19 protein-coding genes and 1 pseudogene are annotated in these 22,708 nt (G+C 63.3%); 4 read left to right on the top strand and 16 right to left on the bottom strand.

The genetic code is table 11. From position 1 onward, the window contains the following. Window positions 1–126 precede the first annotated feature (126 nt). From ACYQ78_RS21030 to ACYQ78_RS21020, 3 genes are all read right to left on the bottom strand, one after another. On the bottom strand, window positions 127–2,262 hold the full coding sequence (locus ACYQ78_RS21030) for a cell division protein FtsK (RefSeq protein ID WP_459802579.1): 2,136 nt from the start codon (window positions 2,260–2,262) through the stop codon (window positions 127–129). After that, window positions 2,259–3,134: a DUF2637 domain-containing protein gene (locus ACYQ78_RS21025; RefSeq protein WP_459802578.1), complete on the bottom strand. Its 876-nt coding sequence runs from the start codon at window positions 3,132–3,134 to the stop codon at window positions 2,259–2,261. The genes ACYQ78_RS21030 and ACYQ78_RS21025 overlap by 4 nt, the downstream gene beginning before the upstream one ends. A gap of 345 nt (window positions 3,135–3,479) precedes the next feature. Beyond that, the gene (locus ACYQ78_RS21020; protein WP_459802577.1) at window positions 3,480–3,728 is read right to left on the bottom strand and encodes a hypothetical protein; all 249 of its coding nucleotides are present in this window, start codon (window positions 3,726–3,728) and stop codon (window positions 3,480–3,482) included. Between the two features lie 217 nt (window positions 3,729–3,945). On the opposite strand from ACYQ78_RS21020, the gene ACYQ78_RS21015 reads away from it, so the two are divergent. Continuing rightward, window positions 3,946–4,704: a GntR family transcriptional regulator gene (locus tag ACYQ78_RS21015; protein ID WP_459802576.1), complete on the top strand. Its 759-nt coding sequence runs from the start codon at window positions 3,946–3,948 to the stop codon at window positions 4,702–4,704. Next, window positions 4,701–5,516, top strand: a complete 816-nt coding sequence (locus tag ACYQ78_RS21010) for a hypothetical protein (RefSeq protein WP_459802575.1) — start codon at window positions 4,701–4,703, stop codon at window positions 5,514–5,516. The genes ACYQ78_RS21015 and ACYQ78_RS21010 overlap by 4 nt, the downstream gene beginning before the upstream one ends. A gap of 151 nt (window positions 5,517–5,667) precedes the next feature. Here the strand turns inward: ACYQ78_RS21010 and ACYQ78_RS21005 are convergent, their stop codons facing one another. Both ACYQ78_RS21005 and ACYQ78_RS21000 read right to left on the bottom strand, forming a co-directional pair. Continuing rightward, window positions 5,668–5,814: a hypothetical protein gene (locus ACYQ78_RS21005; RefSeq protein WP_459802574.1), complete on the bottom strand. Its 147-nt coding sequence runs from the start codon at window positions 5,812–5,814 to the stop codon at window positions 5,668–5,670. Window positions 5,815–5,921: 107 nt separating this feature from the next. Beyond that, the gene (locus tag ACYQ78_RS21000) at window positions 5,922–6,314 is read right to left on the bottom strand and encodes an ATP-binding protein (protein WP_459802573.1); all 393 of its coding nucleotides are present in this window, start codon (window positions 6,312–6,314) and stop codon (window positions 5,922–5,924) included. 329 nt (window positions 6,315–6,643) lie between these two features. On the opposite strand from ACYQ78_RS21000, the gene ACYQ78_RS20995 reads away from it, so the two are divergent. Next, complete coding sequence (locus ACYQ78_RS20995) at window positions 6,644–7,978, top strand: helix-turn-helix domain-containing protein (RefSeq protein ID WP_459802572.1); 1,335 nt, start codon at window positions 6,644–6,646, stop codon at window positions 7,976–7,978. Here the strand turns inward: ACYQ78_RS20995 and ACYQ78_RS20990 are convergent. The 8 genes from ACYQ78_RS20990 to ACYQ78_RS20955 form a co-directional block, all read right to left on the bottom strand. Then, window positions 7,968–8,423 carry a hypothetical protein gene (locus tag ACYQ78_RS20990; RefSeq protein WP_459802571.1) on the bottom strand — a complete coding sequence of 152 codons (456 nt, stop codon included), beginning with the start codon at window positions 8,421–8,423 and terminating at the stop codon, window positions 7,968–7,970. The genes ACYQ78_RS20995 and ACYQ78_RS20990 overlap by 11 nt on opposite strands. 391 nt (window positions 8,424–8,814) lie before the next feature. Beyond that, on the bottom strand, window positions 8,815–8,976 hold the full coding sequence (locus tag ACYQ78_RS20985) for a hypothetical protein (RefSeq protein WP_459802570.1): 162 nt from the start codon (window positions 8,974–8,976) through the stop codon (window positions 8,815–8,817). A 346-nt stretch (window positions 8,977–9,322) separates the two neighbouring features. Next, window positions 9,323–10,408: a hypothetical protein gene (locus ACYQ78_RS20980; protein WP_459802569.1), complete on the bottom strand. Its 1,086-nt coding sequence runs from the start codon at window positions 10,406–10,408 to the stop codon at window positions 9,323–9,325. Window positions 10,409–10,623: 215 nt separating this feature from the next. Next, a complete protein-coding gene (locus ACYQ78_RS20975; RefSeq protein WP_459802568.1) occupies window positions 10,624–11,328 on the bottom strand; it encodes a M48 family metallopeptidase in 705 nt (234 codons plus the stop codon). A gap of 19 nt (window positions 11,329–11,347) precedes the next feature. Then, complete coding sequence (locus ACYQ78_RS20970) at window positions 11,348–14,575, bottom strand: type I restriction endonuclease subunit R (protein ID WP_459802567.1); 3,228 nt, start codon at window positions 14,573–14,575, stop codon at window positions 11,348–11,350. 92 nt (window positions 14,576–14,667) lie between these two features. After that, window positions 14,668–15,894 carry a restriction endonuclease subunit S gene (locus ACYQ78_RS20965; RefSeq protein ID WP_459802566.1) on the bottom strand — a complete coding sequence of 409 codons (1,227 nt, stop codon included), beginning with the start codon at window positions 15,892–15,894 and terminating at the stop codon, window positions 14,668–14,670. Continuing rightward, window positions 15,887–18,328, bottom strand: a complete 2,442-nt coding sequence (locus ACYQ78_RS20960) for a type I restriction-modification system subunit M (protein ID WP_459802565.1) — start codon at window positions 18,326–18,328, stop codon at window positions 15,887–15,889. Before ACYQ78_RS20960 ends, ACYQ78_RS20965 begins: the two co-directional genes overlap by 8 nt. Window positions 18,329–18,714: 386 nt before the next feature. After that, window positions 18,715–18,900 (bottom strand): hypothetical protein, encoded by a 186-nt coding sequence (locus tag ACYQ78_RS20955; RefSeq protein WP_459802564.1) that lies wholly within the window; start codon window positions 18,898–18,900, stop codon window positions 18,715–18,717. 289 nt (window positions 18,901–19,189) lie between these two features. On the opposite strand from ACYQ78_RS20955, the pseudogene ACYQ78_RS20950 reads away from it, so the two are divergent. Beyond that, window positions 19,190–20,437: pseudogene (locus ACYQ78_RS20950) on the top strand (IS701 family transposase); the annotation flags it as partial. A gap of 16 nt (window positions 20,438–20,453) precedes the next feature. Here the strand turns inward: ACYQ78_RS20950 and ACYQ78_RS20945 are convergent. Genes ACYQ78_RS20945 through ACYQ78_RS20935 form a run of 3 tightly spaced genes read right to left on the bottom strand, consistent with a single transcriptional unit; the run spans window position 20,454 to window position 22,442 of the window. After that, window positions 20,454–21,293, bottom strand: coding sequence for a hypothetical protein (locus tag ACYQ78_RS20945; protein ID WP_459802563.1), 840 nt, complete (start codon window positions 21,291–21,293; stop codon window positions 20,454–20,456). Continuing rightward, entirely contained in the window at window positions 21,290–21,724 is a 435-nt protein-coding gene (locus tag ACYQ78_RS20940; RefSeq protein WP_459802562.1) for a PPC domain-containing DNA-binding protein, read from the bottom strand. The genes ACYQ78_RS20945 and ACYQ78_RS20940 overlap by 4 nt, the downstream gene beginning before the upstream one ends. 40 nt (window positions 21,725–21,764) lie before the next feature. After that, window positions 21,765–22,442, bottom strand: coding sequence for a PhzF family phenazine biosynthesis protein (locus tag ACYQ78_RS20935; protein ID WP_459802561.1), 678 nt, complete (start codon window positions 22,440–22,442; stop codon window positions 21,765–21,767). Window positions 22,443–22,708: the final 266 nt, after the last annotated feature.

The following is a 22,708-nucleotide window of genomic DNA, read 5'->3' as shown; positions in this document are numbered from 1 at the left end:
TGTTTCCCGGGCTGACGCAGATGGGCTGCTAGCGCGCTAGATCACGTACAGGAAGGGCTTTGAGGCGCTAGCAGGGGCGCTAGGTCTAGCGGGGGTGGCCGCTAGACCTAGCGGCGAGAGCGACGGCTACGAAGCGTCAGATGAGCGGTTGGCGAGCGCCCTGGCGATCTCGTCGCGGGTGATCCCGCGACGGTTCGCGCCGCGTCCGTCTTCGGTGTTGCCCCAGACCTGACCGGTACGGACGCCGTAGGGCTTAAGCGCGGTGGTGAGCTGCGCCGCCCGCGCTTCGGGCTCCAGGTCGGCCCATGGGCCGTAGACGGCGGGGCGGAGTTCGGCCAGCCGCGACACGACGACCTCGTTCCACACCTTCGGTTCGCCGACCACGCCCAGGATGTCGGCCAGCAGGTCGTAGGCCGGGGCGGTATCGGCCTCGAACTCGTCGCCCAGGGCGTGACCGGACAACGTTCCGGCCTGGACTCGCAGGGCACGTGCCTTGAGGGCGATCTTCTCGGCGGCCGGAGCGTCGATGTAGACGGACTTGGTGATGCGCGGGGCGTCACCTTCACCCGCGTAGTAGCAAATCCCCTTGTCGGAGAAGCTGAACATGGTGGCCCTGACGCCGTTCTTGTGCGCGGAGGTGCCGAGCACCATGTCGTTCTCGGTATGGCCCATCACCTTGAGACACAGGCGCAGCACCGCGTTCGCGCTGATGCCAGTCGGGAGCGACTTGGCATCCGGGCGCTGAGTCGCGACGACCAGCACGATGCCCAACGCCGGGCCGCGCTTCACCAGGTCGGTGCAGATGGATTCGAACTCGTCGCCGTACTTGGCGTGCTCGAACCAGACCTGGCACTCGTCGACGGCGATCACGATCGGGTGCAGCCCGAGGCTCTTGTTGCTAGCCAGCTCAGGCGTGACCTTCGACTCCGGACACACGTCCTTAGGCAGGTTCCTGATCACCTTGGCCCGGCGGCGAAGCTCCTCCTTCAGCGCCCTCATGTCGGAGATCGCATAGGCGATGTCTTCGTCTTCCTCACCGGCCCGGTACCGGTGCGCGACCGGCTCCAGCGGCGACAGGTCGCCGGTGCCCTTGAGGTCGTACAGGTGCAGTTCGGCACGCGGGTCCAACGCCGCGATGAGGCACAGCAGGCGGAGCAGGAACGTCTTGCCCATACGCGGGATGGAGCCGATGATCACCGAGACGAACATCAGGGTGATGGACGCGAACCGTCCCCGCTGGTCGGTGCCGAACGGCTGAGCTTTGAACAGGTCGACGGCCCCCGACTTGAACAGCGGCCAGGCCGGCTGCTTGGCCTTGTTCATGTCCTGATCGCCGACGAACAGGACCATGCGGCCGGTGTGCTGGTCGGGTACCGCCTCCGGCCACACGCAGCCCAGCGGGCGACGCAGGCCGGACGCGAGCTTCTCCCGACGGTCCATGACCTCAGCGACCGTGACGCCGTAGGGCAGGTCCAGGTCTGCCCGGTAGCCAGTGCCGCCGTCGCGGGTGATGGGGGCGACGAAGTTGATCCCCGACCCGCCCCGAGCGAGGGCCTGGTTGATGGCGGGTACGCCCAGCGCGCCCAGGGCGCGGATCACGATGTCGCTGGTCAGCTTCTCGTGAGCGGTCGGCACGACCGCGCGGTCGATCAGCGGCCGGTCCGCCGGACGACCGGCGATGCCCAGGGCGGCCACCAAGACCACGAGCGCGCATAGCTGAGCTCCCGGCGGGGCAAACGCGACCACCAGCCCGGCGGGCACGACCACGCCCAGGGCAAGGAGCGCGATCACCACCCGCAGCCGGACACGGGCGTCCCGCTGACGCGACAGCTTGAGGTAGACCTCGGCGTCGGCCCGGCGGACCGCGTCCATTCGGACCGGCCGTCCTTCCAGGTCGAACGTCCAGGACAACGAACCGTTGACCACGCGGCCCAGGCCGACCGGGGCGCGCATGGCCAGCCGTCCGGCGTACTTGGGCGACCGGGTGACGTGGTACCCGGCCACGTAGGTGTAGTGGGCGGCGACCCACTTGACGGTCGCGGTCCGTTCCGGTCCCGACCGCATCCACGACGGGACGATCGGGCGGCGGTCCTTCGACCGCTCGGCAAGGGCGGTCAGCCAGTCCGGGCCGTCCGCGTCGGGCCGGTCGACGCGGACGATGACGCCCTCGACCGGTCGGTCTTCTGCGGCCGCCCGGCGTTCCCGGGCGGCGTCGATCTGGACGACATCAGCGGTGGGCTCGTGGTCTTCAGGCTGCGTCATGAAGAGGTCACCTCGTGAGCCTTGAAGCGGGCGGTGCGGCGAGGAGGCGTCTCAGACCGGAGGCGTGCGAGCAGCGCCCCCGCCCGGTCGGTGGAAATGGACTGGCCGGTCTCACGGACGGCGTCGCGGAGCCGGTCGCGGGTGAGCGGCGTACCGGCGGCGTCGTGGTCAGCAAGGATCTGCCAGCCGAGAGACATGAGGTCGTCGACGGTCCGGCGGACCGTGGGCACGGGGCGCTCTGCGGGCGTGAGTTCGCCCAACCGGTAGAGCGCACGCTCCCGACGGCTGGCCTTGAACCGCCACAGGCGGCCGTAACGGTCATGCAGATCGGTGGTGGCCAGGACGCGCTCACGCTCTCGGTCGAGCGCGTCCCCATAGCTGCGGATCTCCCAGAGGACCATGCGCCGCCACAGGAGGCCGGTCGAGATCGGGGCCAGTACCCAGCGCGAACTTCGGATGCGGTCCATCCGCGTCGGGTTGGCCAGGTTGGCGCGCTTGCGGATGACATGGGCGCCCACTTCGACGGCGACCACCCACAGGAGTGGCAGCACCGCGTGGGCGACCATGCCGAAGACATCGGCCTGCGTCGCGACATTCAGATAGACGGTGGCGGCGGTGAGTGTCCACGGGATCAGGCGGAGCCACCTAACCCGCATGTCCAGCCGGGCAAGGACGATGTCCAGCGCGGCGAACACTCCGATCCCGAGGTCGACACCGAGTGGCAGCAGGAAGGCCAGGCGGCCGAAGGCCGGTTCGGCGGCCTGCGCCACGGTGGCGAACGAGATGACGAATCCGATGAGGCCCAGCACACCGACCGCCGCCGTGGTGACGGCAACAGCGGTGTGCTCGCCTTCGGTGAGCGGGCGCATCATCGGTTCCGGCTCCCTCCGCAGCGAGGGCATTCGGGCTTGGCGCACTCGCGTCCCAGGTCGCGGGACCAAAAGTGGGCCATCAGCTCCCAGGACCCACCGAGCTTGCGCTGATCGTTGAGCAACTGCCGGGCCTTGATACGGGCGATGAGGCCACGCAGACGAACGAACACGCGGGCCTCCTATCGGCCGGACTGGGAGCGGACGAGAGCGCGGCAGGCACGACAGCCGGCCACACAGCGCATGGCGTGAACGACACACATCTGGATCTGCGGGTACGGCGTGCCGCATCGGCACCCGAGGGCCGAACCGTGGCGGTGTCCGCAGTCGGGACAGGCGAACCGCATGTCAGCCCTCCATCCCGCTGAAGTCCACCGACACGCCGGACTCGCGCAGCGTGTTCATCGCCTCGGCGATGGCGAGGGCGTTGCAGGAGGAACAGATGGCGGGAGTCGGAGCCTCGTCACCGGGCTCGCACTCTTCAGCGCCGTCGCAGACGAGGCAGATCCACTGGACGCCCGCGAAGGCGTCGTCCCGTCCGAAGTCGAGTTCGACGCGCAGGACGGGAAGGTTGGGCAGGTTGGACCCGTAGGTCATGATGAGTACACCTCTCTTAAGGGGTGCCGGGGTGCGGATCTGGTTTGGCGACTTGGGCCGCGTCCCGGCTTTTCTGTGTTCGGAGGCAAGTCCGCTTGTACGTTGAGTACGTACTCACCTCTGTGTACGTACAGTGCTACCCAGCGTGACCAATGTCAAGCACGTTGGTACGGTGAGTACGTACACCGACACAGAGAGTTGAGAGGGGTGCGCCAACGTGCCTGCGGGAGCGGACACACGCGCGCTGTACGAGCGCGTCGCAGACGACCTCAGAGCCGCCATCGTGCGCGGCGAGTTGAAGCCCGGGGACAACGTCCCCGCAGAACAAGAACTGGCGGCTAACCACCAGGTCAGCCGCCAGACCGTACGCCAAGCTCTGCAGCAGCTCACGAACGAGGGACTGCTTTCCAGTGGACGTGGCCGCGGGCGTGTCGTGCGTTCGCAGACCCGCTTGCGCTGGCAGTTGTCGAGCTTCGAGAGCACGGCGCGCCACAACGCAGACGGCGACGCCTGGAACAACGACGTCCGCACCCAGGGTCACGAACCCCGACAAGAGGTCACAGTCGGGATCGACACGCCGTCCGCGAAGGTCGCCCAACGACTCAACGTCGCCGCAGACGACCTTGTCGTGGTGCGTCGGCGTGTCCGCTACGTCGACGACATGCCGTTCCAGCTCTCAGACAGTTACTTCCCGATGGACATCGCACAAGGAACTGTCCTGATGAAGCCGGGCGACATCGCCGTGCCCGGCGGCATCCTGTCGTCCATCGGGCACCCGCAGGTGAAGACGCTCGACGAGATCCAGGTTCGGATGCCGACCAAGGACGAGACCACGCGTCTCGGCCTGCCTGCCGGAACACCCATCGCGGAGCACACCCGGACCGGCTACGACGCGGACGGCCGACCCGTCCGGGTCATGGTCTCCGTGCTCCCCGGTGACAGACACGTCATGGTGTACGAGCTGGACGCCACGTGAGCGCCCCCGAGCTCGACGTCGACGACCTGTTCGTCGACGACCCCATGACACAACCGCTCACCTATCCCGGCCGGATCCCCCCGACCTCCGGCCTGTTCTCCGACGGCCAGTACACCCGCCTCGACGCGGGCGACGGAGAGCCGGCCGAAGCATGGGTTCTCGACACCGACCTCGGCCGCTTGGACGACCGCCTCGACCAGCTCGGCGTTGCACCGATGTCCGAGCGGAATCGCGTGATCGCGGTCGGATCCAACGCGGCCCCCAGCCAGCTCCACCGCAAGTTCGTCAACCACGACGTCCGGCCGGTCATCCCCCTGACCTTGGCCGACGTCACCGGCATCGCCCCCGGCGTGTCGGCCCACATCAACCGGAACGGCTACATCCCCGCCGCCCCCATCGCCGTACCGGAAGAAACCTCACGCCTGTTCGTCCTGTGGCTCGATGAGCCGCAGTTCGAGATCCTCGACGCCACCGAACCCAACTACGACCGGCGGCTACTTCCCCTCGACGACTTCCCCGTGGTCCTGACCTCGGGCGTGCCGCTCCAGGCCTGTTTCGTGTACGTCGGCAAGCACGGCTACCTGAGCGACCAGCAGGGCCAGGCCCTCCGGCTCACCGAGCAGCGCGCCTTGATCAGCCAGGTACTCGGGCTATCCGCTGAGCTGCGAAATCTGTGCGGAAGCACCGTTGCCGAGTTCATCACGCAGGTACAGAATCCGGCGGTCCGAGAGGCCGCGTACGAGATATTCCGGCGGGAGGGCTGGGCACGCCCGCAGCCCGAATTCGCCGAGACTCCCGCGCCAAGCATGTGAATGGAACGGCGGGGTGGCTGAGCACGCCAGACCGTGCTCAGCCACCCCGCCGCATACCGCCAGACCGGGGCCGTCCACGCTGTGGGGGCAGTACGTGAACGACCTCACTCCGAGCCACGGATTCCCGGAGCTCATCAGCCCAGCGGCAGCCTCATTGGCCTGACCACTCGACCCACTCCTCGTCGGTCATCAGGACCACGTTCTCTTCAGCGGACCGCGCATCGATCCACTCGCGGTCGAGCCGACCCAGCGCGTTGACGCACTCCCTGAACAGCCGCTCCCGCACCACGTTGGCCACGACCTGAGCAGAAGCAGCCAGCGCCCGCGTGACGCTGCACCTGTAGGCAGTTCCGTCACACGATGGCGCCCCGCAACCCTCAGGCCCAGGAGCCAAGTCCACGCCGCTCACGGAACCTCCGTGATCGTGGCGTAGACGACCTTGCCCCCGAAGATCACGGGTCGGTGGTATCCCCACCCCTGCGCCAGCGCCGCCACCAGCAGTAGCCCCCGGCCCCCTTCCGCATCCTCGTCAGGGCACAGCACACGGGGAGGCTCGCGGGAGCAGTCCCAGACCGCCACCATCACACCGGCCGGGCCCGATTTCGGGAGTGGGTAGACGTCCAGGCCGATCACGTTGGTGGACGAATCCGTCGCCCTCTCTGTTGCCGTGATCGCGTTGGTGGAGAGCTCGCTCACAACGAATTCGGCCGTCTCGCTCAGGTGGTCCTCATGGCCCCATGCCGCCATGAGGCCGCGAACATGCGCCCGTGCCTTCGCGACAGACTCAGGATGGGCCACCAGGCGCAGATAGTTGCCAGGGGGAATTGGCGCGCACGAATTCAGCAGAGAAAAGCAAGCGCTTCCTATCGCCGCCGAATCCGCAGTTCCGCCGGCCTGCTCGTGATCATCTCGCCTTGCTGCTCTTCCGGCCCTATTGTGTGCCACGGGTCGCACCTCCGAGTGCGATCAATGGGGCCCGTAGGACGTGGCGACGTTTCTGCGGGTCCCGCTTATGTTCGGGGAAGAACTGCGGTGCAGTGACATACTTAGGCCACGGGTAGTAACCGAGAAGACTCAGCGCGTGGCAAATCACGTATGCCACATGGCGACACAACCGGAGATGGTTGATGACCGAGCCCGAGATCTCAACCGAAGTTTCCGATATCTGGGAGCTTTTCGGCCGCCACATCCGTCACGCACGTCACACGAAAGATCTCAGCCTGCGCCAGCTCTCAGACCGTCTGAGCTGGCATTTCTCTCTGATCGGCAAGTGGGAACGCGGCATGCACCGCCCACCGCCGGAAGCCGTCGAAAGGCTTGACCACGCACTAGAGACAGATGGCCGACTTGTCAGCCTTTATGCCCTAATCGTTGAACTTGACCAGTTCCGCAGGCGTATGCTCAAGATTCGCCCAACAGCCTCAGCACGTGACGAGGATGACGATATGGACCGCCGTGCAGCCCTGCGACTCATGAGCGCGTTAAGCGCCGGAGTGACAGTTCCCGCAGGAACGCTGGAAACCATTCTCAGCAGCGTCGAACGATCCTTCGGCCTGCGGGACGACCATCACATGGACGACTGGCACAGAACCGTCCAGACGTATGGCCAGCTCTATTACGCCCAGCCACCCAACGCGTTGATCTCGGATTTAACGGCTGATTTGCTGGAGGTCGGCCGCCTTCTCCAGGACCCCCGGACCGGTCTCCCGCGCAATGAGCTGCTCCGGGTGGGGTCGCAGCTCACGGCCCTGATGGCGACCGACTTCAACGACGCCGGTAATCGGCGTTCCGCCCGTCTGGCTTGGCAGACCGCCCGTCGCACGGCCGACGCGTCCGAGGACAGGAACCTCTCTGTCTGGGTGCGGGCCAGAGAGGCCGACTGCCTGTTCTGGCAGGACCAGCCGCGATCCATGATCGCCGCTCTTCTCGACGACGCCTTGGGCCAGGCCCAGGGCACCCCCAGTACGGGGCGCGCGATGGCCCTGGAGGTCCGCGCCAAGCTCGCCGCCCTCGACGGCCGGTCCGCGGACGCCATCCAGGCACTCAACGAGCTGGCCGACACGTACGAACGGCTACCCGACCACGCCACGACGGCCGGGGCGATCGGCTCGTCGGTGGGGACCAGCTACCCGGAAGCATCGGTTCACCGAAGCGCGGCCTACGTGTACGCCTTCCTCGCCGACACGAAGAAGGCGCCCGCCGCGATCGACCGAGCCATTGCCACCTACCCGTCGAACCTCGCGGGCGGCAACCTGCGCCTGATCCAAGCGCTCTCAGCCATCCACGGGGGCGACCTGACACACGCCCTTCAGGATGCTCTACGCATCGCAGAAGGAGTTCGGCAGCTCACCCCCATGAGACAGCTCATCATCCGTCGCATCGTCGACGCGGTACCTCGCGAGTCCGCCAACCTGCCGACGGTCAGGGAACTACGCGCGCTGGCTCACCCCGTCAGCGCTTGAACAACGTCTTGCAGACCTGCGCCTTGTAGCCGTCGAAACGGGCGCATGGGTGGTGTCGAACGGAGCGGTGGCGTTTCGCCGCTGGCCCCTTGGCCTTCTTGCTCACCCTGACGAGTGGCGTCCGATGCTGCTCAGTCGGCTTGGCCGACGCCGCGCTCTTATCCGCCAAAGGGGCATGAGGCACGCTCACTGACGCGACTCTGAGCGCCACCGGAGCGGGTGAGGTCGTTTGCGCTGCGGAAACGGGCGCAACCGCGAGTGCGGGTCGCGCGGGCGCTTCCGCTTGCACGATGACCCCCAACGAATAGCCGAACCCCACACCGAACCCGCCAGCCAGGGCCAGCGTCACGGTTCTGCGGAACAGGCTGTGCCGGCCCCAGAAGAACCGGCCGAAGGGCTTGATGGGCGGACGACGCTTGTAGGCGGACGGCGGCAGCTCGTTCATGGAAACCCCCCGATATCCAATACGACCGGCCAGCCAAACGATCGTTGAGGACGGCGGTGTTCCCTCGCTGTCGAAATTTGGCGATCTTGCGCGGACACAGATGACAGCGGTGACAAGCATGCTTGCCCATGGATCCCCCGGGAGTTTCGCGGGAGGTCTCCGGCGGTGACACCCGCTGACAGCCGTTGACGCAGGCCTTGCTGTCAACGACTGTCACGCTGTGTCATCGCTACGCCATCGAGCGACCGGGCCTCCACGAGCCTGGCTTAGCGTCGTCGTGTCATCGCCGTCATCAGTGTCAGGAGGTCATTGTGCTGGGGCCAGCCTCCAGGGTCTCCCCTGCAACTGTTCCGTTGCCGTGGATCACGAAGGTAAGCAAAAACACTTACCTTCAGCCGAAGTTGCTCTCCGTAAGCGACCTCAGTTTGAATTTTTTTAAATTGGCGGAGGGCGAAACGGCCAGCGCGGCAGCAGCAATGCACGCGGTGACGCCGAACACAACCTGATGCCAGGCAGGGAACTCGTCGAAGTTTGACGCGATGCTGAAGAGCATCGTTCCGCTAGATAGGAGGATCACACGCCAAGGACGCTGCGGGCTTATGCCCTGCTGGCGTCGCGCTCGACCTCCCACGCCCCGATGCTAACTCCCGGCGCAGATCTCGCGTGGGGAATCCCATATTCGGCAGTCGGCTCTTTACGGAGGACGCAGCTCGATGGTTTGCCGAGCACCTTCGTCCCAATGCCGTCCCAAACAGCCTGCACCCTTGACCACTCCCACGAGTTTTCCCAGGTCAAAGACTATTTCGGACGATGTCGCTGTGACGCTTCCTGAACCTGGTGTCGTAGGTTCGATTCCTACCGGGGCACCCTTGAAATAGCCCGTGACCTGCTGCTGGGGCCTACGCCAGCTTCTTAACCAAGAAGGCGGCAGCCGGGTCGACGTCGTCAGCAGTGGCCAGGTGTGGCAGAGCTACTCCTGTGAGACCACTCAAGGCCAAGCCGGCCACAGCAAGATTGTGTGCACCCTGGATCGACTGTCCGTCGGTGATCGCAGCATAGAACTGCGCGGCATAGGCAATCGCATCGCCGTCTTCGATCTCATCGGACATTCCGATCGCGAACGGCGCTACACCCAGCATCGTGATCTGGTCCGCCTGTTTAGCCGAGTTGCAGGAGTTGAGCATGACCAGCAGGGGCGGCTCGTCAGGCGCCTTCATCGCGAGCACGAATGCCTCGGCCGTGACGATCGCGGATTCATGGGCTTCATCAATGTCTTTCTCGAACTCGATGAACTGCTCGTCGCTGTGCCCCGAAAAATGGACTACGTGTGGACGGAATCCCGACAGGCCGTCGAGCAAGTCTTGTGTGGTTGCAGCTGGCCGGCCGTCTAGTTCAACTGAGTCCCGGTTGATGGCGGCGTTCACGGCAGCGCGGATTCGTTTCTGCTCGCGGCCAATGCGCAACCCACCGTCGCTTGTAGCGCCCAGCAGGAGAATGCGGAGCTTTTCGGGCTTCGGGACTCGCAGTTCACGGATAGCCTGAGACACCTTGTACTCCGTCTGATTGATACGACGCTGGAGGGAATCGCGCTCAGCACGGTGGGCGACCTCAGCCCGCTTCTGCGCCGTCTCGGCCTGCTTCTGCGCATGCAAGCGTCGTCGGTTAGCGTCGGCTTCTTCCTTCGCCCGTTCCTTGTCACACTTCTCCTGCAGTTGACCTTCGGCTTTCGCATAGCCAGCGGCCTTGCTCGCCCAGTCTCCAGCCGTCTTGCCTGCCGCAGCGGCAGCCTTCTCCTCTCGTTCGGCCTCACTCAGTTTACTTTTCCTGGTCAGCGCACTGGAGGTCGTGTCAGCGGCGAGCCTCGCCTTCGCCGCCTTCGTTCTCGCCTCACTTTCTTTGCGGCGGTGCTCGCTAGCCTTCTTTTCTGCGTCTATCCGCTGACTACGCTTGCTGTTCAGCTGACGCTGGGTCTCACTGGCGCCCATCGTTTCATCTCCCTATCTCCCGCTGGCGAAGGGGAACCCCGATAGCCTAAAGCACATCCGGCTATACCTGTTCAGGGCAGACGGCCATGACTGGAGACGACACTTTGTTCGGGCCATGAAATATGCGAGGTTGCTGACGTTTAAGCCGAATCATCGCTTCAAGTGCTGAGATACAGATCCATGCATAGCTGTGTCGACTGTGATCTCGCCTTCGCTCATCGCCCTTCTTCGGGAAGCCACAGTTCATTCCCGCCTGTACGGAGTCGTTCCCGATATTCTTCATGGCCGGGCATCGCTCGCTCGACGATCCGCCAGAACTCGGGGCCGTGGTCGGGCCGTTGGAGATGCGCCAGTTCGTGGACGAGCACATAGTCGATCAACGTAGGTGGGAGTTGCGTCGTGGCCCAGTGGATGTTGACCTGGCCATCCTGGGAGCATGATCCCCACCGGTAACCCAGCGGCCGGACCCGCAGCCCGGTCATCTCGGCACCCATGCGGGACACCCAGGGCTCGACCCGTTTACGCAGCCACGGCTCGCCGACCCTGCGATACCAGCGGACCAGGTCCTTGGCCGCACCACCTCGGGCGAGCTCCAGCCGCCCCCGGATAAGCCGGACCTCGCCCAAGTCGACGATCCGAAGACGATAGGACCGGCCAAGGTAGAGGAACCCCTCCCCCGAGACGTACTCCTTGTCCCGTGGTGCCTCACCCAAGTCGCGTTTCTCGGCGAGCTTGCCGTACAGCCAGGACCGTTTTGCCTCGACCATCTTGACCAGGTCGGCTTTGGACACCTGGGGCGGAACAACCGCCGTCACCGAGGCGTCGCGCTCGACGGTGAGCCGCACGCTTCTGCGGCGTTCGCTCACCGACACGGCGACCTCCAGATCGCCGACGCGCAGGACCCCCGGGAATTCACTCACGGTCATCAGCATGCCAGCCTCATCCTCTTGGAATGAGATGGCGGTTGCTCTTGATCACGTCAAGGAGGTCGGTGGCGAGCTGGTCGAGTCGCTCGTATTCGCCGAAGTTCCGCTCGTGGAGGATGGCGAAGATGTCGAGCCTGAAGTCGTTCTGATCGACGCGTTTGCGCCAGAAGTCCTGCCGGTGGATCGTCCGGGTGGCCTTCAGATGGATCTCCCTGGCGGCGTCGGCGAACCGCTCCTCCGTCAGTGCCTCCTCTGGGGAGGTAGCGAGCTCGGCCGTGATGGTCCGGTGGACGCGTGCCTCGATCTCGCTCAGGCCGAACGGGTTCTCCTGCTTCTCTTGGACGATATCCGTCATCAGGTCCCTGAGTGCGATGACCTGCTGATCCCACTCGTCCTTCAACTCAGTAAGGATCTTCTCTAAGCGTTCGCTGAGCATCTGGTAGCGAGCCGGGTCTTCGCCACCGCGAATGGAGATGTGGTGGCGGATTGCGTTCTCCATCTCCGACGCCTTGGCCCGGGGGCCGCCGCTCATCGCCTCCACCTTCGCCGCGAAGCCGGGCGCGGTCATCCTGATCGGCGGCAGCTGCTCCTCAATGCCGAGCGAGGCGATGTGCTCATCGATGAGCGCGCGAATCTTCGCGCCGTACGCACCGGGGTCGAACTCACCTCCGTCGATTCGGTAGCGCCGGGCCGCGGTCAGCTTGACGACCATGAACCGCCTCAAATCTGGCAGGTACGGTTTGGCCGCCGGGTCGGGCAGGACCGTGTTGACGGTAGTGGCGAAGCGACGTAGTTCGGCGTTGAACCGGTCGCGCAGTTCCGGGTCGGCAAGCTCCTGCACGCAGCGTTCGACGTCATCCGGGTCGCCGAACATCATCCGCAGCCGCTGCAGCTGCGGGTCGAGTTTGGCGATCTCCAGGCGGGCGTCCCGAAGGGCGCCGGCGGCGTCGTCGCCCTCGTCGCCGTCGAAGTCCTCGGAGGCGAAGATGCGCAGCGCCTCAAGGAGGCTTTTGGCGACTCCGCTGTAGTCGACGACCCAGCCGTTAGGCTTGCGATCGGCCTTGCGGTTGACCCGGGCGATTGCCTGTAACAGGTCGTGCTCATAGAGCTTGCGGTCCAGGTACATGACCTGCTCGATCGGCGCGTCGAAGCCGGTGAGCAACATCGTCCTGACGATCAGAATGGCGATGTCGTTTTGGCCGAAGGGCTGGATGAAGCCGTCGATCCGCTCCTTCTGTTTCGTCTCGTCGGTCCATTCGGCCAGCAGGTGTTCCTCTTCCGACTGGCCTGCGGAGATGACCGGGACGAAGTCGATACGCTTCAGCAGGTCGAGGAACCTGGCCGCCCGAACCAGCCGGGCACGGCTCGCGCTGCGGATGCTCTCCGGCGGCGTGGCCAGAACGTTTTCGGGCAACTTCTCGATGGCAGCGACGAGATCGTCTCGGGCGGCGAGGAACGCGTCGCGATAGCGGACCGTGGTCTCCCGGTCTTCGGCGACCACCTGCGCCTTGAAGCCTTCAGGGAGGACATGGTCGACGTAGTGGTTCAGCATGTGCTTGGCCTTGGCGTCGACCATCTGCTGCGCGGTCAGCACCTTGCCCTTGGTCGCCCAGCGCTTCTGCAGTTGCTGCCGTTCATCGTCGTCGAGTTCGATGAACTCGTCTTCGAAGATGTCGTCAAGGTCCTTGCGGTCGCGAACCGCCGCGTTGACCTTCACACCCTCGTAGAGGATCGGGACGATCACCTCGTCCTCTTCTGCCTCTCGGAGGCGGTAGGTGTCAATGAACGGACCGAACAGGTCGACGCTGGTCTTGCGCTGGCCCTTCCTGGTCATGATCGGGGTTCCGGTAAAGCCGATCCGCGCCGCGTTCGGCAGCGCCTCCCGCAGGTTCGCCCCGAGTGAGGCGGTGTGTGACCGGTGCGCCTCATCGACCAGCACCACGATTGACTCGTCGGTGTTGATCTCGTCAAGGGCAGTGGTCGCGGCGATGCCCTCGCCGCCCTGGTTCTTCTGGATCATCACGAATACGATGGCCGGGCCGCTGCGGGCGAGGACGGTCCGCGCTCTGGCGGCCGACTTCGCGGTGTCTACCTTCTCGCCGCTGAGTTGCATGGTCTTGCCGAGCTGGTCCTGCAACTGAGTCCGGTCGGTGACCACTACGACCTTGACGTTCGCCAATTCCGGCGTGAAGCGTAATCGGCGGACCAGGAACGTCATGGTGATGCTCTTACCTGATCCCTGGGTATGCCAGACGATCCCGCCTCGCCGGTCGACATGACCGTCCTGCTTGCGGGTCTTGCCGGTTCGCAGCCGCCTGACGGACTTCTCCACAGCCCGGAACTGCTGGTAGCGCGGTGCGACTTTGACGGTCTTGCCGTACTCGCTCGTCATGAACGTGACGTAGTTGTGCACGATGTTGAGCAGGTTGGCCGGGGCGAGCACCCCTGCAGCTAGGATCTCCTGCCTGCTGAGCTGGTAGACGTTCTTGCCCTGCCGTAAAGCGAGCTGGTCTTTGGTGAGCGGGTAGGGGTCGCGCCACGGAACGTAGTGCTCGTATTCGGCGGTGAACGTGCCGATTCTGGCGTCCTCGCCGCTGGTCGCGATCGTCAGCTGAACCGTGTGGAAAAGTCTCTGGTTTCCTATCCGAGTTTCGCTCACCACCTGCTCGGCGTATTTGCGAAGTTGACCGACGGCGCCACTCAGGTCGGACTCGATGGTCTTCTTACACTCGACGACCACGAGCGGGATGCCGTTCACGAACAGCACAATGTCGGGGATGATCGACCCGCGACCCCCGGGGATGTCCACCCGGAACTGATTGACCACAGTGAACTCGTTGTTCTCCGGGTGCTGCCAGTCGATGTAGTGGACGATGCGGCTCTTGCCACCCTCCCATCCAGCCACGCCCTCGACGGCAGTGCCCTTGAGCAGCAGCTCGGTGACCTTCTGGTTGACCTCAAGAAGGCTGCCCGGGGCTGTGCGCGTCAGAGCGTTAACGGCCGAGCTGATCTGGGTGTCGTCCAGCCACTGCTCGCCATGGGCGTTCTTGTTTATACGCATCAGTGCCTCTCGCACCTTCTCCTCAAGAACCACCTCGTCGAAGCTATGTCGGCCGGACTTAGGGACGATCGTCGGGATCACCGCGAAGTAGGGAGCACCTTCCAGATGCTCCCATCCCATCCCTTGGAGCTGGTCGATGAGTGGCTTCTCTACCAGTGCGTATTCGAGCTCACTCGCCATGATCTCGCTCCCATCTCCAATCGCCCGATCCAGCAACACACCCGAACAAATCACCCCGTACCGGGCGAGCCTAAGCACGCTCGGTAAGAGCCTTAAAGGTCTTCCAATACGGCTTCCGTCTGCGAAACCTGCACCCGCCCGGTCAGCAGGTCCTCCATGAGCCCTTGGCGTAAGCGTCGAAGCTCGTCCTCCTCATTGCGCGCAACAGATACCAAGCGATTCTGGTCGTCCCATAGTGCCGCAATCTCCCTCTGTTCGACCAGCGGGGGAATCGGAATCAAGAGTGGGCGAAGATCCTGAAGGTTGATATTCTTTTGTGCGCTCTGAGGCGCCCGTGCCTCGAGAAGCGGTTTTGCCCGCCTGATGTACAGCTCAATGAATCTCGGTGGCATCTCCGAGGAGAACGGCACTACGCCGACCACGCTATCCGGAAAGCACATAGGACGTTCAAGAATTGCCGTATCACCGATGTTGGCAGCGATGGTGACGGCAACAGTCCCTGCAGGAAACTCCCTACTCATTCGCAGTCCCGATTCGTTAAGGGTCTGCGTTGCGGTCGCGATAAGGCCGCCGTTACTACGCGTAATATCACCAGTTTGAATGAACGGGTATTTGCCGCCATAGAAACTCGGATCGTTCCTAGGGCGGGCCGAGAATCGACCCCGATCGACGAACGCAACCTCGTCCAGGCGTGATGCGGCATGACGGGTAGCTACCTCCAGCCTTTCCCGTACCGCCTCCCGCCCAACTATGGCCACTTTCTCTCGATAAGCCGAGAGCGTGCTAATTCTTTCATCGAGGGCGTTGAGGATCTCCGCAATCCGCCGCTGCTCGCCAAGCGACGGAAGCAGGATCGTCGAGTCCATATAGTCGGCATAGCGCAGGTTGATGATTCCGGTTGTCTGCTGCTGAAAGCGCCAGATCTCGGGTTGCTTGTGCATCCAATTCAACCGCCAAGCCAGGAACGATGGATCGGCTATACGACGATCGACGCGAAGTGTACGGAAGAAGTTGGAGCTCGCATATACAGCATCATCCACCTGCCGGAAGAGCGCGACTCGTCCAACGGGCTTGCCAGGTCCGCCTCCTGACGTTTCAAGAAGGATATCCCCATCGAGCAGGCGCCTCTCAACCAACTCACGTGACGAGAATCGGCGAAGTGCCCCTGTGGACAGGTCTACGTGCCCGTCGTCGTCGAGGTTGGTTGAACGTAGAACCGAAACGTTGGCCTTGTTCGCTGGAGAGGGATCATCGCCCCAAGCGCCAGGGAATTGCCTGGTCAAAAGATCGCGGATTTTCCGATGTCTCGCGTCAGACATAGCCAAGTTCCTTCAGGTACGCATCGAGACGGACAGCAGCGGACTCGCGCTGGTCTTCGAGGCCTCGGAGAGTGACGGCGTATTTTTCGGCCCAGACGCGAAACGCCGATTCGAGAGTCCTCCGGGCGACAGCCATACGGGAATCGAGGCGGGAGGAGAGCTGCAAACGAAGGACGTCGAGCACCAGGTTACGGCGTCCATCCTGGTCAAGGGCTCCTGCGGCCATTCGGAGGCGAGGCAGGAAGTGGTCATCCAGGGCCGCGACTTTCTTCCGGGCGGCGGCGACGGCTGCCTTTAGCTTCTTGAGATCAGCCTCCGAGAGCTGGTCCTCCGACTCCTCAGCCTCCTCGTCATCGTCGCTCGGTTTGGCGGTGGCGGCTTTGAACTGGGCGTTCAGCTCGGCAGAGCGGGCCTCGGACGCCTCCAGCTCGCTCAGGTATTCAGGAATGAGCGCCCGGACGACTCGGTGGTCGCGGGCTTTGCGCTTCTCGGCGGCGATCTTCTGCTTGTCCCAGTACTCGACCTCTTCCTCGTCGAGCGCAAACGCCGACTCGATCGTGGTGATCCAGCCCTCAACGACTCCCCCAAAATCGTTCAACGACAGGGTTTTGATGTCGTACTGGGTCTCGCCCCACCAGGCGGCCACGACGCCGGCCAACTGGAAGCGGTCGAGCATGCCGAGCGGCTTCAGCTCATTGACGAACGACTCGAGCAAGTCGGCCCTAGTCTCTATTACCTTCCGGGTCTCGGGCAACTCGACCAGGCTTTTGCTGTGCCGTGCCCACCAGTCGGTGAACGCTTCGCGGAGCCGTACCTCTGCGGGGTTCGCGAGTGCCAGGAGGCGCTCGGCGGTGGCCTTCCAGCCCTCGGGCAGGAAGTCGAAGTAAGCGGCGTCCTTCTCCGTGAAGAGCGTGGCCGGGTTGATGTCGAACGCCTGAAACAGGTGCGCCTTGTCGGTGACCTCGACCCGGGGGACGCCGCCGTGGAGGTGGGCGCGGACATCTTGGGGCTCCGGCGGTGGCGTGTTGTCTACGTAGCGACGGATGTTGAGGTTGAAGTCGTTCTCCTTCAACTCCGTGATATCTATGACGCGGGCGAAGCCGGGGATGTCCCTATACTCGTCAAACGTGGCGACGATCTTCTCGGCGTGCTGTGGCTCAAGGTAATTCTGCGCACGGCCGACGGTGAACTCTCGGTCGGCGTTAATGAACAGCACCTTGCCGCGCCGCTCCTCGGGCCGCCGCGCCATACCGCGAAGAATGAGAATGCAGGCGGGGATGCCGGTCCCGTAGAAGAGGTTGGGTGCGAGGCCGATGACCGCCTCCAGCCGGTCATCGTTGATGATGCCCTCGCGGATATCCTTCTCCTTACCGCCGCGGAACAGCACGCCATGCGGGAGGACCGTGGCGCCGACGCCGTCGGGGGTCAGTACGGCGAGCACGTGCTGGGCGAACATGAGGTCCGCCTTCTTGCCGGTCTCCGGGGCGAAGCCGTACTTAAAGCGTTCTCTGTGCTCCATATCGGCGGCGACGTAGTTCTGCGAAAACGGCGGATTGGTAAGCACCCGGTGGAAGCGCATAAGCTCGCCGCCCTCCTTGTGAAGGGGGTTGGCGAGGGTGTCGTCGTTCTCCAGGCTCGCGTTGAGCACGCCGTGGAGAATCATGTTCATCTTCGAAACGGCCCAGGTGCCGCCGTTGTACTCCTGGCCGGCGAGGGTCAGGTTGCGATGGTCCTGGCCGTGCTCCTCGACGTACTCCTTGGCGTGGATGAGCATGCCGCCCGAGCCCGAGCACGGGTCGTAGACGCGCATGCCGGGCTCGGGCTTGACCAGTTGAACCATCATCCGCACGACGCCACGCGGTGTATAGAATTCGCCGCCCTTCTTTCCCGCCGAGTCGGCGAACTCGCCGATCAGATACTCGTAGGCGGCACCGAGCAGGTCAGGGAACTCGAAGTCCTCATTGCGCAGTCGCACCCGGTTGAAGTGGTCGATGAGCTTCTGGAGGCGGCTGTCAGGAATGGTTGACTGGCCGACCTTCTTCATGAAGTCGATGTGCTCAAGCACGCCTTCGAGCGCTGTGGAGTTGGCCTCCTCCAGCGCGCTGAGCGCGGTGTTAAGCAGGTTGCCGACGTTCTTCTCGCGGGAACGGTCCTTGACGTACGCCCATCTGGCCTTCTCGGGCACGTAGAAGCTCTCGCCCCGGTAGAAGTTGGGGGCGGCGGCCATCCGCGCGGCCTCATCCTGGCTCCTACCCTGGGAGATCCACTGCTTGACGAGTTGCTCACGGACGACGTCAAACTGGTCGGAGGCGCGCTTCAGGAACAGCATCCCGAAGATGTATTCCTTGAACTCCGAAGCGTCCATCTTGCCGCGGAGGATGTCCGCAGCCCCGAACAGATGCCGCTCAAGCTGCGGCAACGTGAGCTTCGCCACGTAGTGGCCTCTTTCCTTCAACCAGGGGAGACGAGGTCGGCGCACTGTTGCGTCGACAGACACGATCAGTTTCGCAGGCGTCAAATCGGCGTACACATGCTTCTCAGCATCGATTGGATCCCGTTGGCGGGCACTCCATCAACCCAGAGCCAGGTGCCTCTGCTGCTGAGACACGAACATCTTCAGCAAGGCACCCGACTCCTCTACGGCTCTCGATCCCAATGCTTACCCACAGGACGCATCGAGTGAGCGAGCACCTGGCATTTCAGCAGGTCAGGTGGGTCATTTGCGTAGAAGGCTGCGCTGCTTCCTAAACCTGGTGTCGTAGGTTCGAATCCTATCGGGGGCACCCTTGAAGTAGCCCGTGACCCTGCTGTTCAGCAGGGTCACGGGCTTCTTTTGTTGTCCAGCTGTGTGCGACCGACGGTGATCGTTTGCGGATGGTTCTGTCCAATGTCCGCCCAAAGGATCAAGCCGTAGAGACCGATGTTGAGCCCGTTGCCCATCTCCAGCCTCGCCGTGGAACGGGCAAGTAAGGACAGGACAGACGGCAAGCCATCAGCGATGCTCATACGGACCAGCATTGGCATGACCTGCTCAGGTAGTTGCAGGAGGGGCGCCGACGGGAGTACGTCAGGACTGGCCTCGTACTCCAGTTGCACTTCGGGATGTGAGCTGGAGATCAGCGAGGCGAGACCTGCTTATCCAGGCGTGTCTGCAGACGTTTGCGTTTGTTCGCGCTCGTAGCCGGGTCAGACACGGACGGCCACCACTGTGATCATTCAGGTGTTTCGAACTGAAGATCGTGCGATGGCCGCGATGACCGCGATGGCCGGATAAGACAACGTCAGCGATAGTCCTCTGCGGGCAGGACTGGATGACGCGTTCGCACGGGTGACGAGTCGATTCCAACGGCGCGAGGTACGGCTGCGCGCGCTCCCGCGTCCAGGGTTCTGCTGGCGAATGGGAACGCAAGATCAACCGGTCATTGGCCTAGCATGCGGGCGAGGCGACCCCGCGCGGCATGCAGCGGCTGTTGTCCAGCGCGAAATGGGACGTCAACGGTGTCCGCGACGACATTCGCGGCTACCTGGCCGATCATTTTCGGCGAGACCGACGAGGAACTGGTGGGCGATGACACCAGCTTTAAGAAGATAGGCGCCTGCTCGGCCGGGGTGCAGGACAGTCCACCGGAACCGCCCGGAGGATCACCAACTGCCAGATCCGGGTCCTCCCCGGCTACGCCACCCGTCGCGGCCGCGCCTTGGTGGACCACGAGCTCTACGTGCCACGCCAATTCTGGATCGAGACTCAGTGCGAGAAGACCACCATCCCTGCGCATACGGCCTTCGCCGCCAAAGCCCAAGCGCTTACAAGCCATGATCGAACGCACCTCACCGCGAAACTCCCCTTCGCCCGGGTCACCGCCGATGAGGTCTACGGCGACAACGGACCCCTACGCCGTTTCCGGGAGGCCGGGCACATCGCCTACATCCTGGCCATCGCCCGCTCCCACCACATGATCACCGTGGCCAAAGTCTTCCGCGAAGACATGACGGCCAGGAAGGTCCCGCGGTCCGGACGGCAGCGCCTGCCCTGCGGCAACGGAGCCAAAAGCGAGCGGCCCTGCGACTGGGCGCTGGTCATCACCTCAGCCCGTCCACCATCTGCTCATCCGCCGGTCGATCAGGCGAGCACCAGAGCTGGCCGTCTTCCGCTGCGACACGCCAACCCCGACGTCCCTGAACCGGCCGGTCAGGACGGCCGACACTCGCTGGAGCATCGAGGAATGCTCCAGACCGGCAAGAACGAAACCGGCCTCGATCGCTACCAGATCCGAAGCCACCCCGGCCGGTATCGGCACATCACCCGGCCATGCTCGCCCTGGCCCACCTCACCGTCACCCGAGCCAAGTTCACAGAAGCTTCCACAGCCGGATCCGATCCGGCCGGCCTATTGATCGCGGTGTCCCCCAACGAGGTCCGACGGCTCTCCGCATTGCCGACCCAGCCCGCACCGAACCATAACCACATCGACCATTAGCCCCGACGACGACACCCAAACCCCAACCCATCGATCCACTACCAGCGACAACACCTCAAAGATCAAAAGAGCTACTGGAGTACTAGGAGCGCTGCGGCATCTCGGGTATTTGTTTTTCCTGACGAGTCCATTTCTTCTCGAAGTAATTTGCCATGTCGTGTAGCCACTCACCGCCTCGGAGCTCCAGATGCTGGCAGTGAGCGGTCGCACGGGTGAGGAAGATCGAGAAATATCCTCTTCTTGGTGCGAGTGGCTTTCCGATGAGATACATGGGGATGCATGGGAGGTCGCGGTAGTATCTGATTTCGAATCGCCCCAAGTCTCGGGTTGAGATGGCTTCCATCTTGCGGATAAAAGCCTCTAGGCCAGCGGTCCACGCTTCGCCGGTATCGATCGTTCCCTCAAGTTCCTGATCGCGGAAGCGTGCGTTTTCGCAGGTCGGATCGATGACGAGCATTCTCACGCTGACGCCGCGTCGAAGCGCTCCCATGAGGTCGTCGATGAACTCGTTCTGGCGTGGACAGTAGGTGTCCAGCCAGCTTATCGTTTCTCCTCTTCTCGCCTCTTTAAAGATCATCTTAAAGTCGAATGACGGATGGGCGTTGCGTATGCCCAAGAGGCTCAATGAGCTGGCGGTGCTGGTGGCTTCCCTGACGCTCTGGCGAAGTCGCTCGTCTAGATTGCGAAACGTGATCGCCCTGTCAATAATGGTCGCCACTACTGCGGCTAGGACACCAACGCTAAGCGTTCGGAGGATCTCCGCCGCGTCTGCTGACGGATATTTTCCACTGCCGCCAAAAACGAAGACCGCCAGGAAGAGCAAAACCAGCGATGCCAGTACCAGTGCTAACAGTGGGTTGGGCCTGATCAGAAGCTTCGCCGACGTCCACATGGATCTTTCGGACTCGTCTGATATCGTCATTTCACCCTCCTCGGCATTATTCGAGTCGCGGGAATTCCGGGTAGTTTTACCCGCTCGATGTCTAGCCTGCTCGTGGACATGAATATCTCCATGGTCACATGACACGTGGCTTCGATGACGTGTCCACTCAAGGTCGAGTGGGAGGCGTCGTTGAAGATTGCATGTATGTGGGGAACGATCAATTCACGCCTTTGGGAGATGTTTCCCGCGATCGAGCTGACGTCATATATTCCCTCATATTTGGTTTGAATGTATTCGTCATCGGTGGCATTGAAATATCCAAGCGTGACCTGCTCGAACATCCCGACGCCGGACAGCAGCACCCCCGTCGTGACATGCATTTCCCTGGCGGCTCGGGCGAGGGACTGGATCATCAGTTCGCCAGGATCTATGCGGATAAATATGTCACTGCTTTCTCGAATCCATTCCATCTGGCATCCTTCGGCGCACACATGGCTGAGGCTCACATTGCTAGATGTTCCGGGCGGTGTCTTCGCGCACGACGAACCCTCCGACCTCTGCGCTGCCAGGAGGGCCGGGTTGAGCGAAGATGACAGATCCATTTCCATGCCTGATGACGAGCCGACGTCCCAGGGCTGCGGCGAGTCTCATCGACGCCGAACCACACGCCTCGTCCTCAGGTATTCCGAACATGGAGCCGTAAGTACGGGCTCTCACGTGGCCTTCACCCTCATTCTCCCAAGCCCAAAGCTGCGTCGCACTTTGGGTTCTTGCCGGCGGGCCCTCCAGCGCATCGATATATGCGGGGCTGGACAGCTGTTCATGCCACCACGGCGGAGTGTCCTTGAGCAGACCCCGAATCCACACCTGGTCGCCTACCCGCCAACAGGGAACGGCGCCTGCCGGCGGATGAAGTGTGTGAGGCATGTGACCTGTGATCCTTGAAATAAGCCAGGCCGTACCCACAAGCGGGTGGCCTGCGAACGGAAGCTCGTTCGCAGGGGAGAAGATTCTCACCTGGCCCAGTTCGAGATCGTCGATGAACACGGTTTCGCTGTAGCCCAGCCGCTTCGCCACGGCCTGGCGGTCGGATTCCGCCACTTCAGAACCTCGGGTGACTACCCCCAAAAGATTTCCGCACACTCCCGACTGATCGCAAAATACTTTTATGACATCGACATTCGGCATCGGGATATCCCTTCAAGTCGACGACTTGGGTGATCCTCAGGCATCATCGGCCGAGACCGCGCCATCGGCGATCTCGGATTGGCGCAGAACGTCTGGCACTCCGGGCCCCCGCCGCTGGAGTAGCAGTTCGTGAACGTGACCTCTGGGCCTGCTTTCGGCCAGTAGGGGTAGACGTCGCTGGAAACGCGGGGACGGTCGGGACCGGCACCACCGCCGCAAAGAAGATGCTGACGAGTCGTTCGAAGGCACCAATGACCACCACAGAG

This window comes from Herbidospora sp. RD11066, from assembly GCF_054661255.1.
The sequence above is the reverse complement of the archived record's forward strand: the minus strand, read 5'-3'. Positions and strand labels throughout refer to the sequence as shown.

Coding starts and splice junctions, on each gene's coding strand:
- ACYQ78_RS20935 (WP_459802561.1), bottom strand. CDS start 22,442: ATGCCGAATGTCGATGTCATAAAAGTATTTTGCGATCAGTCGGGAGTG.
- ACYQ78_RS20965 (WP_459802566.1), bottom strand. CDS start 15,894: ATGTCTGACGCGAGACATCGGAAAATCCGCGATCTTTTGACCAGGCAA.
- ACYQ78_RS20955 (WP_459802564.1), bottom strand. CDS start 18,900: ATGAGCATCGCTGATGGCTTGCCGTCTGTCCTGTCCTTACTTGCCCGT.
- ACYQ78_RS21020 (WP_459802577.1), bottom strand. CDS start 3,728: ATGACCTACGGGTCCAACCTGCCCAACCTTCCCGTCCTGCGCGTCGAA.
- ACYQ78_RS21025 (WP_459802578.1), bottom strand. CDS start 3,134: ATGATGCGCCCGCTCACCGAAGGCGAGCACACCGCTGTTGCCGTCACC.
- ACYQ78_RS21030 (WP_459802579.1), bottom strand. CDS start 2,262: ATGACGCAGCCTGAAGACCACGAGCCCACCGCTGATGTCGTCCAGATC.
- ACYQ78_RS20985 (WP_459802570.1), bottom strand. CDS start 8,976: ATGCTCTTCAGCATCGCGTCAAACTTCGACGAGTTCCCTGCCTGGCAT.
- ACYQ78_RS20980 (WP_459802569.1), bottom strand. CDS start 10,408: ATGGGCGCCAGTGAGACCCAGCGTCAGCTGAACAGCAAGCGTAGTCAG.
- ACYQ78_RS20945 (WP_459802563.1), bottom strand. CDS start 21,293: ATGACGATATCAGACGAGTCCGAAAGATCCATGTGGACGTCGGCGAAG.
- ACYQ78_RS20995 (WP_459802572.1), top strand. CDS start 6,644: ATGACCGAGCCCGAGATCTCAACCGAAGTTTCCGATATCTGGGAGCTT.
- ACYQ78_RS20940 (WP_459802562.1), bottom strand. CDS start 21,724: ATGGAATGGATTCGAGAAAGCAGTGACATATTTATCCGCATAGATCCT.
- ACYQ78_RS20990 (WP_459802571.1), bottom strand. CDS start 8,423: ATGAACGAGCTGCCGCCGTCCGCCTACAAGCGTCGTCCGCCCATCAAG.
- ACYQ78_RS20970 (WP_459802567.1), bottom strand. CDS start 14,575: ATGGCGAGTGAGCTCGAATACGCACTGGTAGAGAAGCCACTCATCGAC.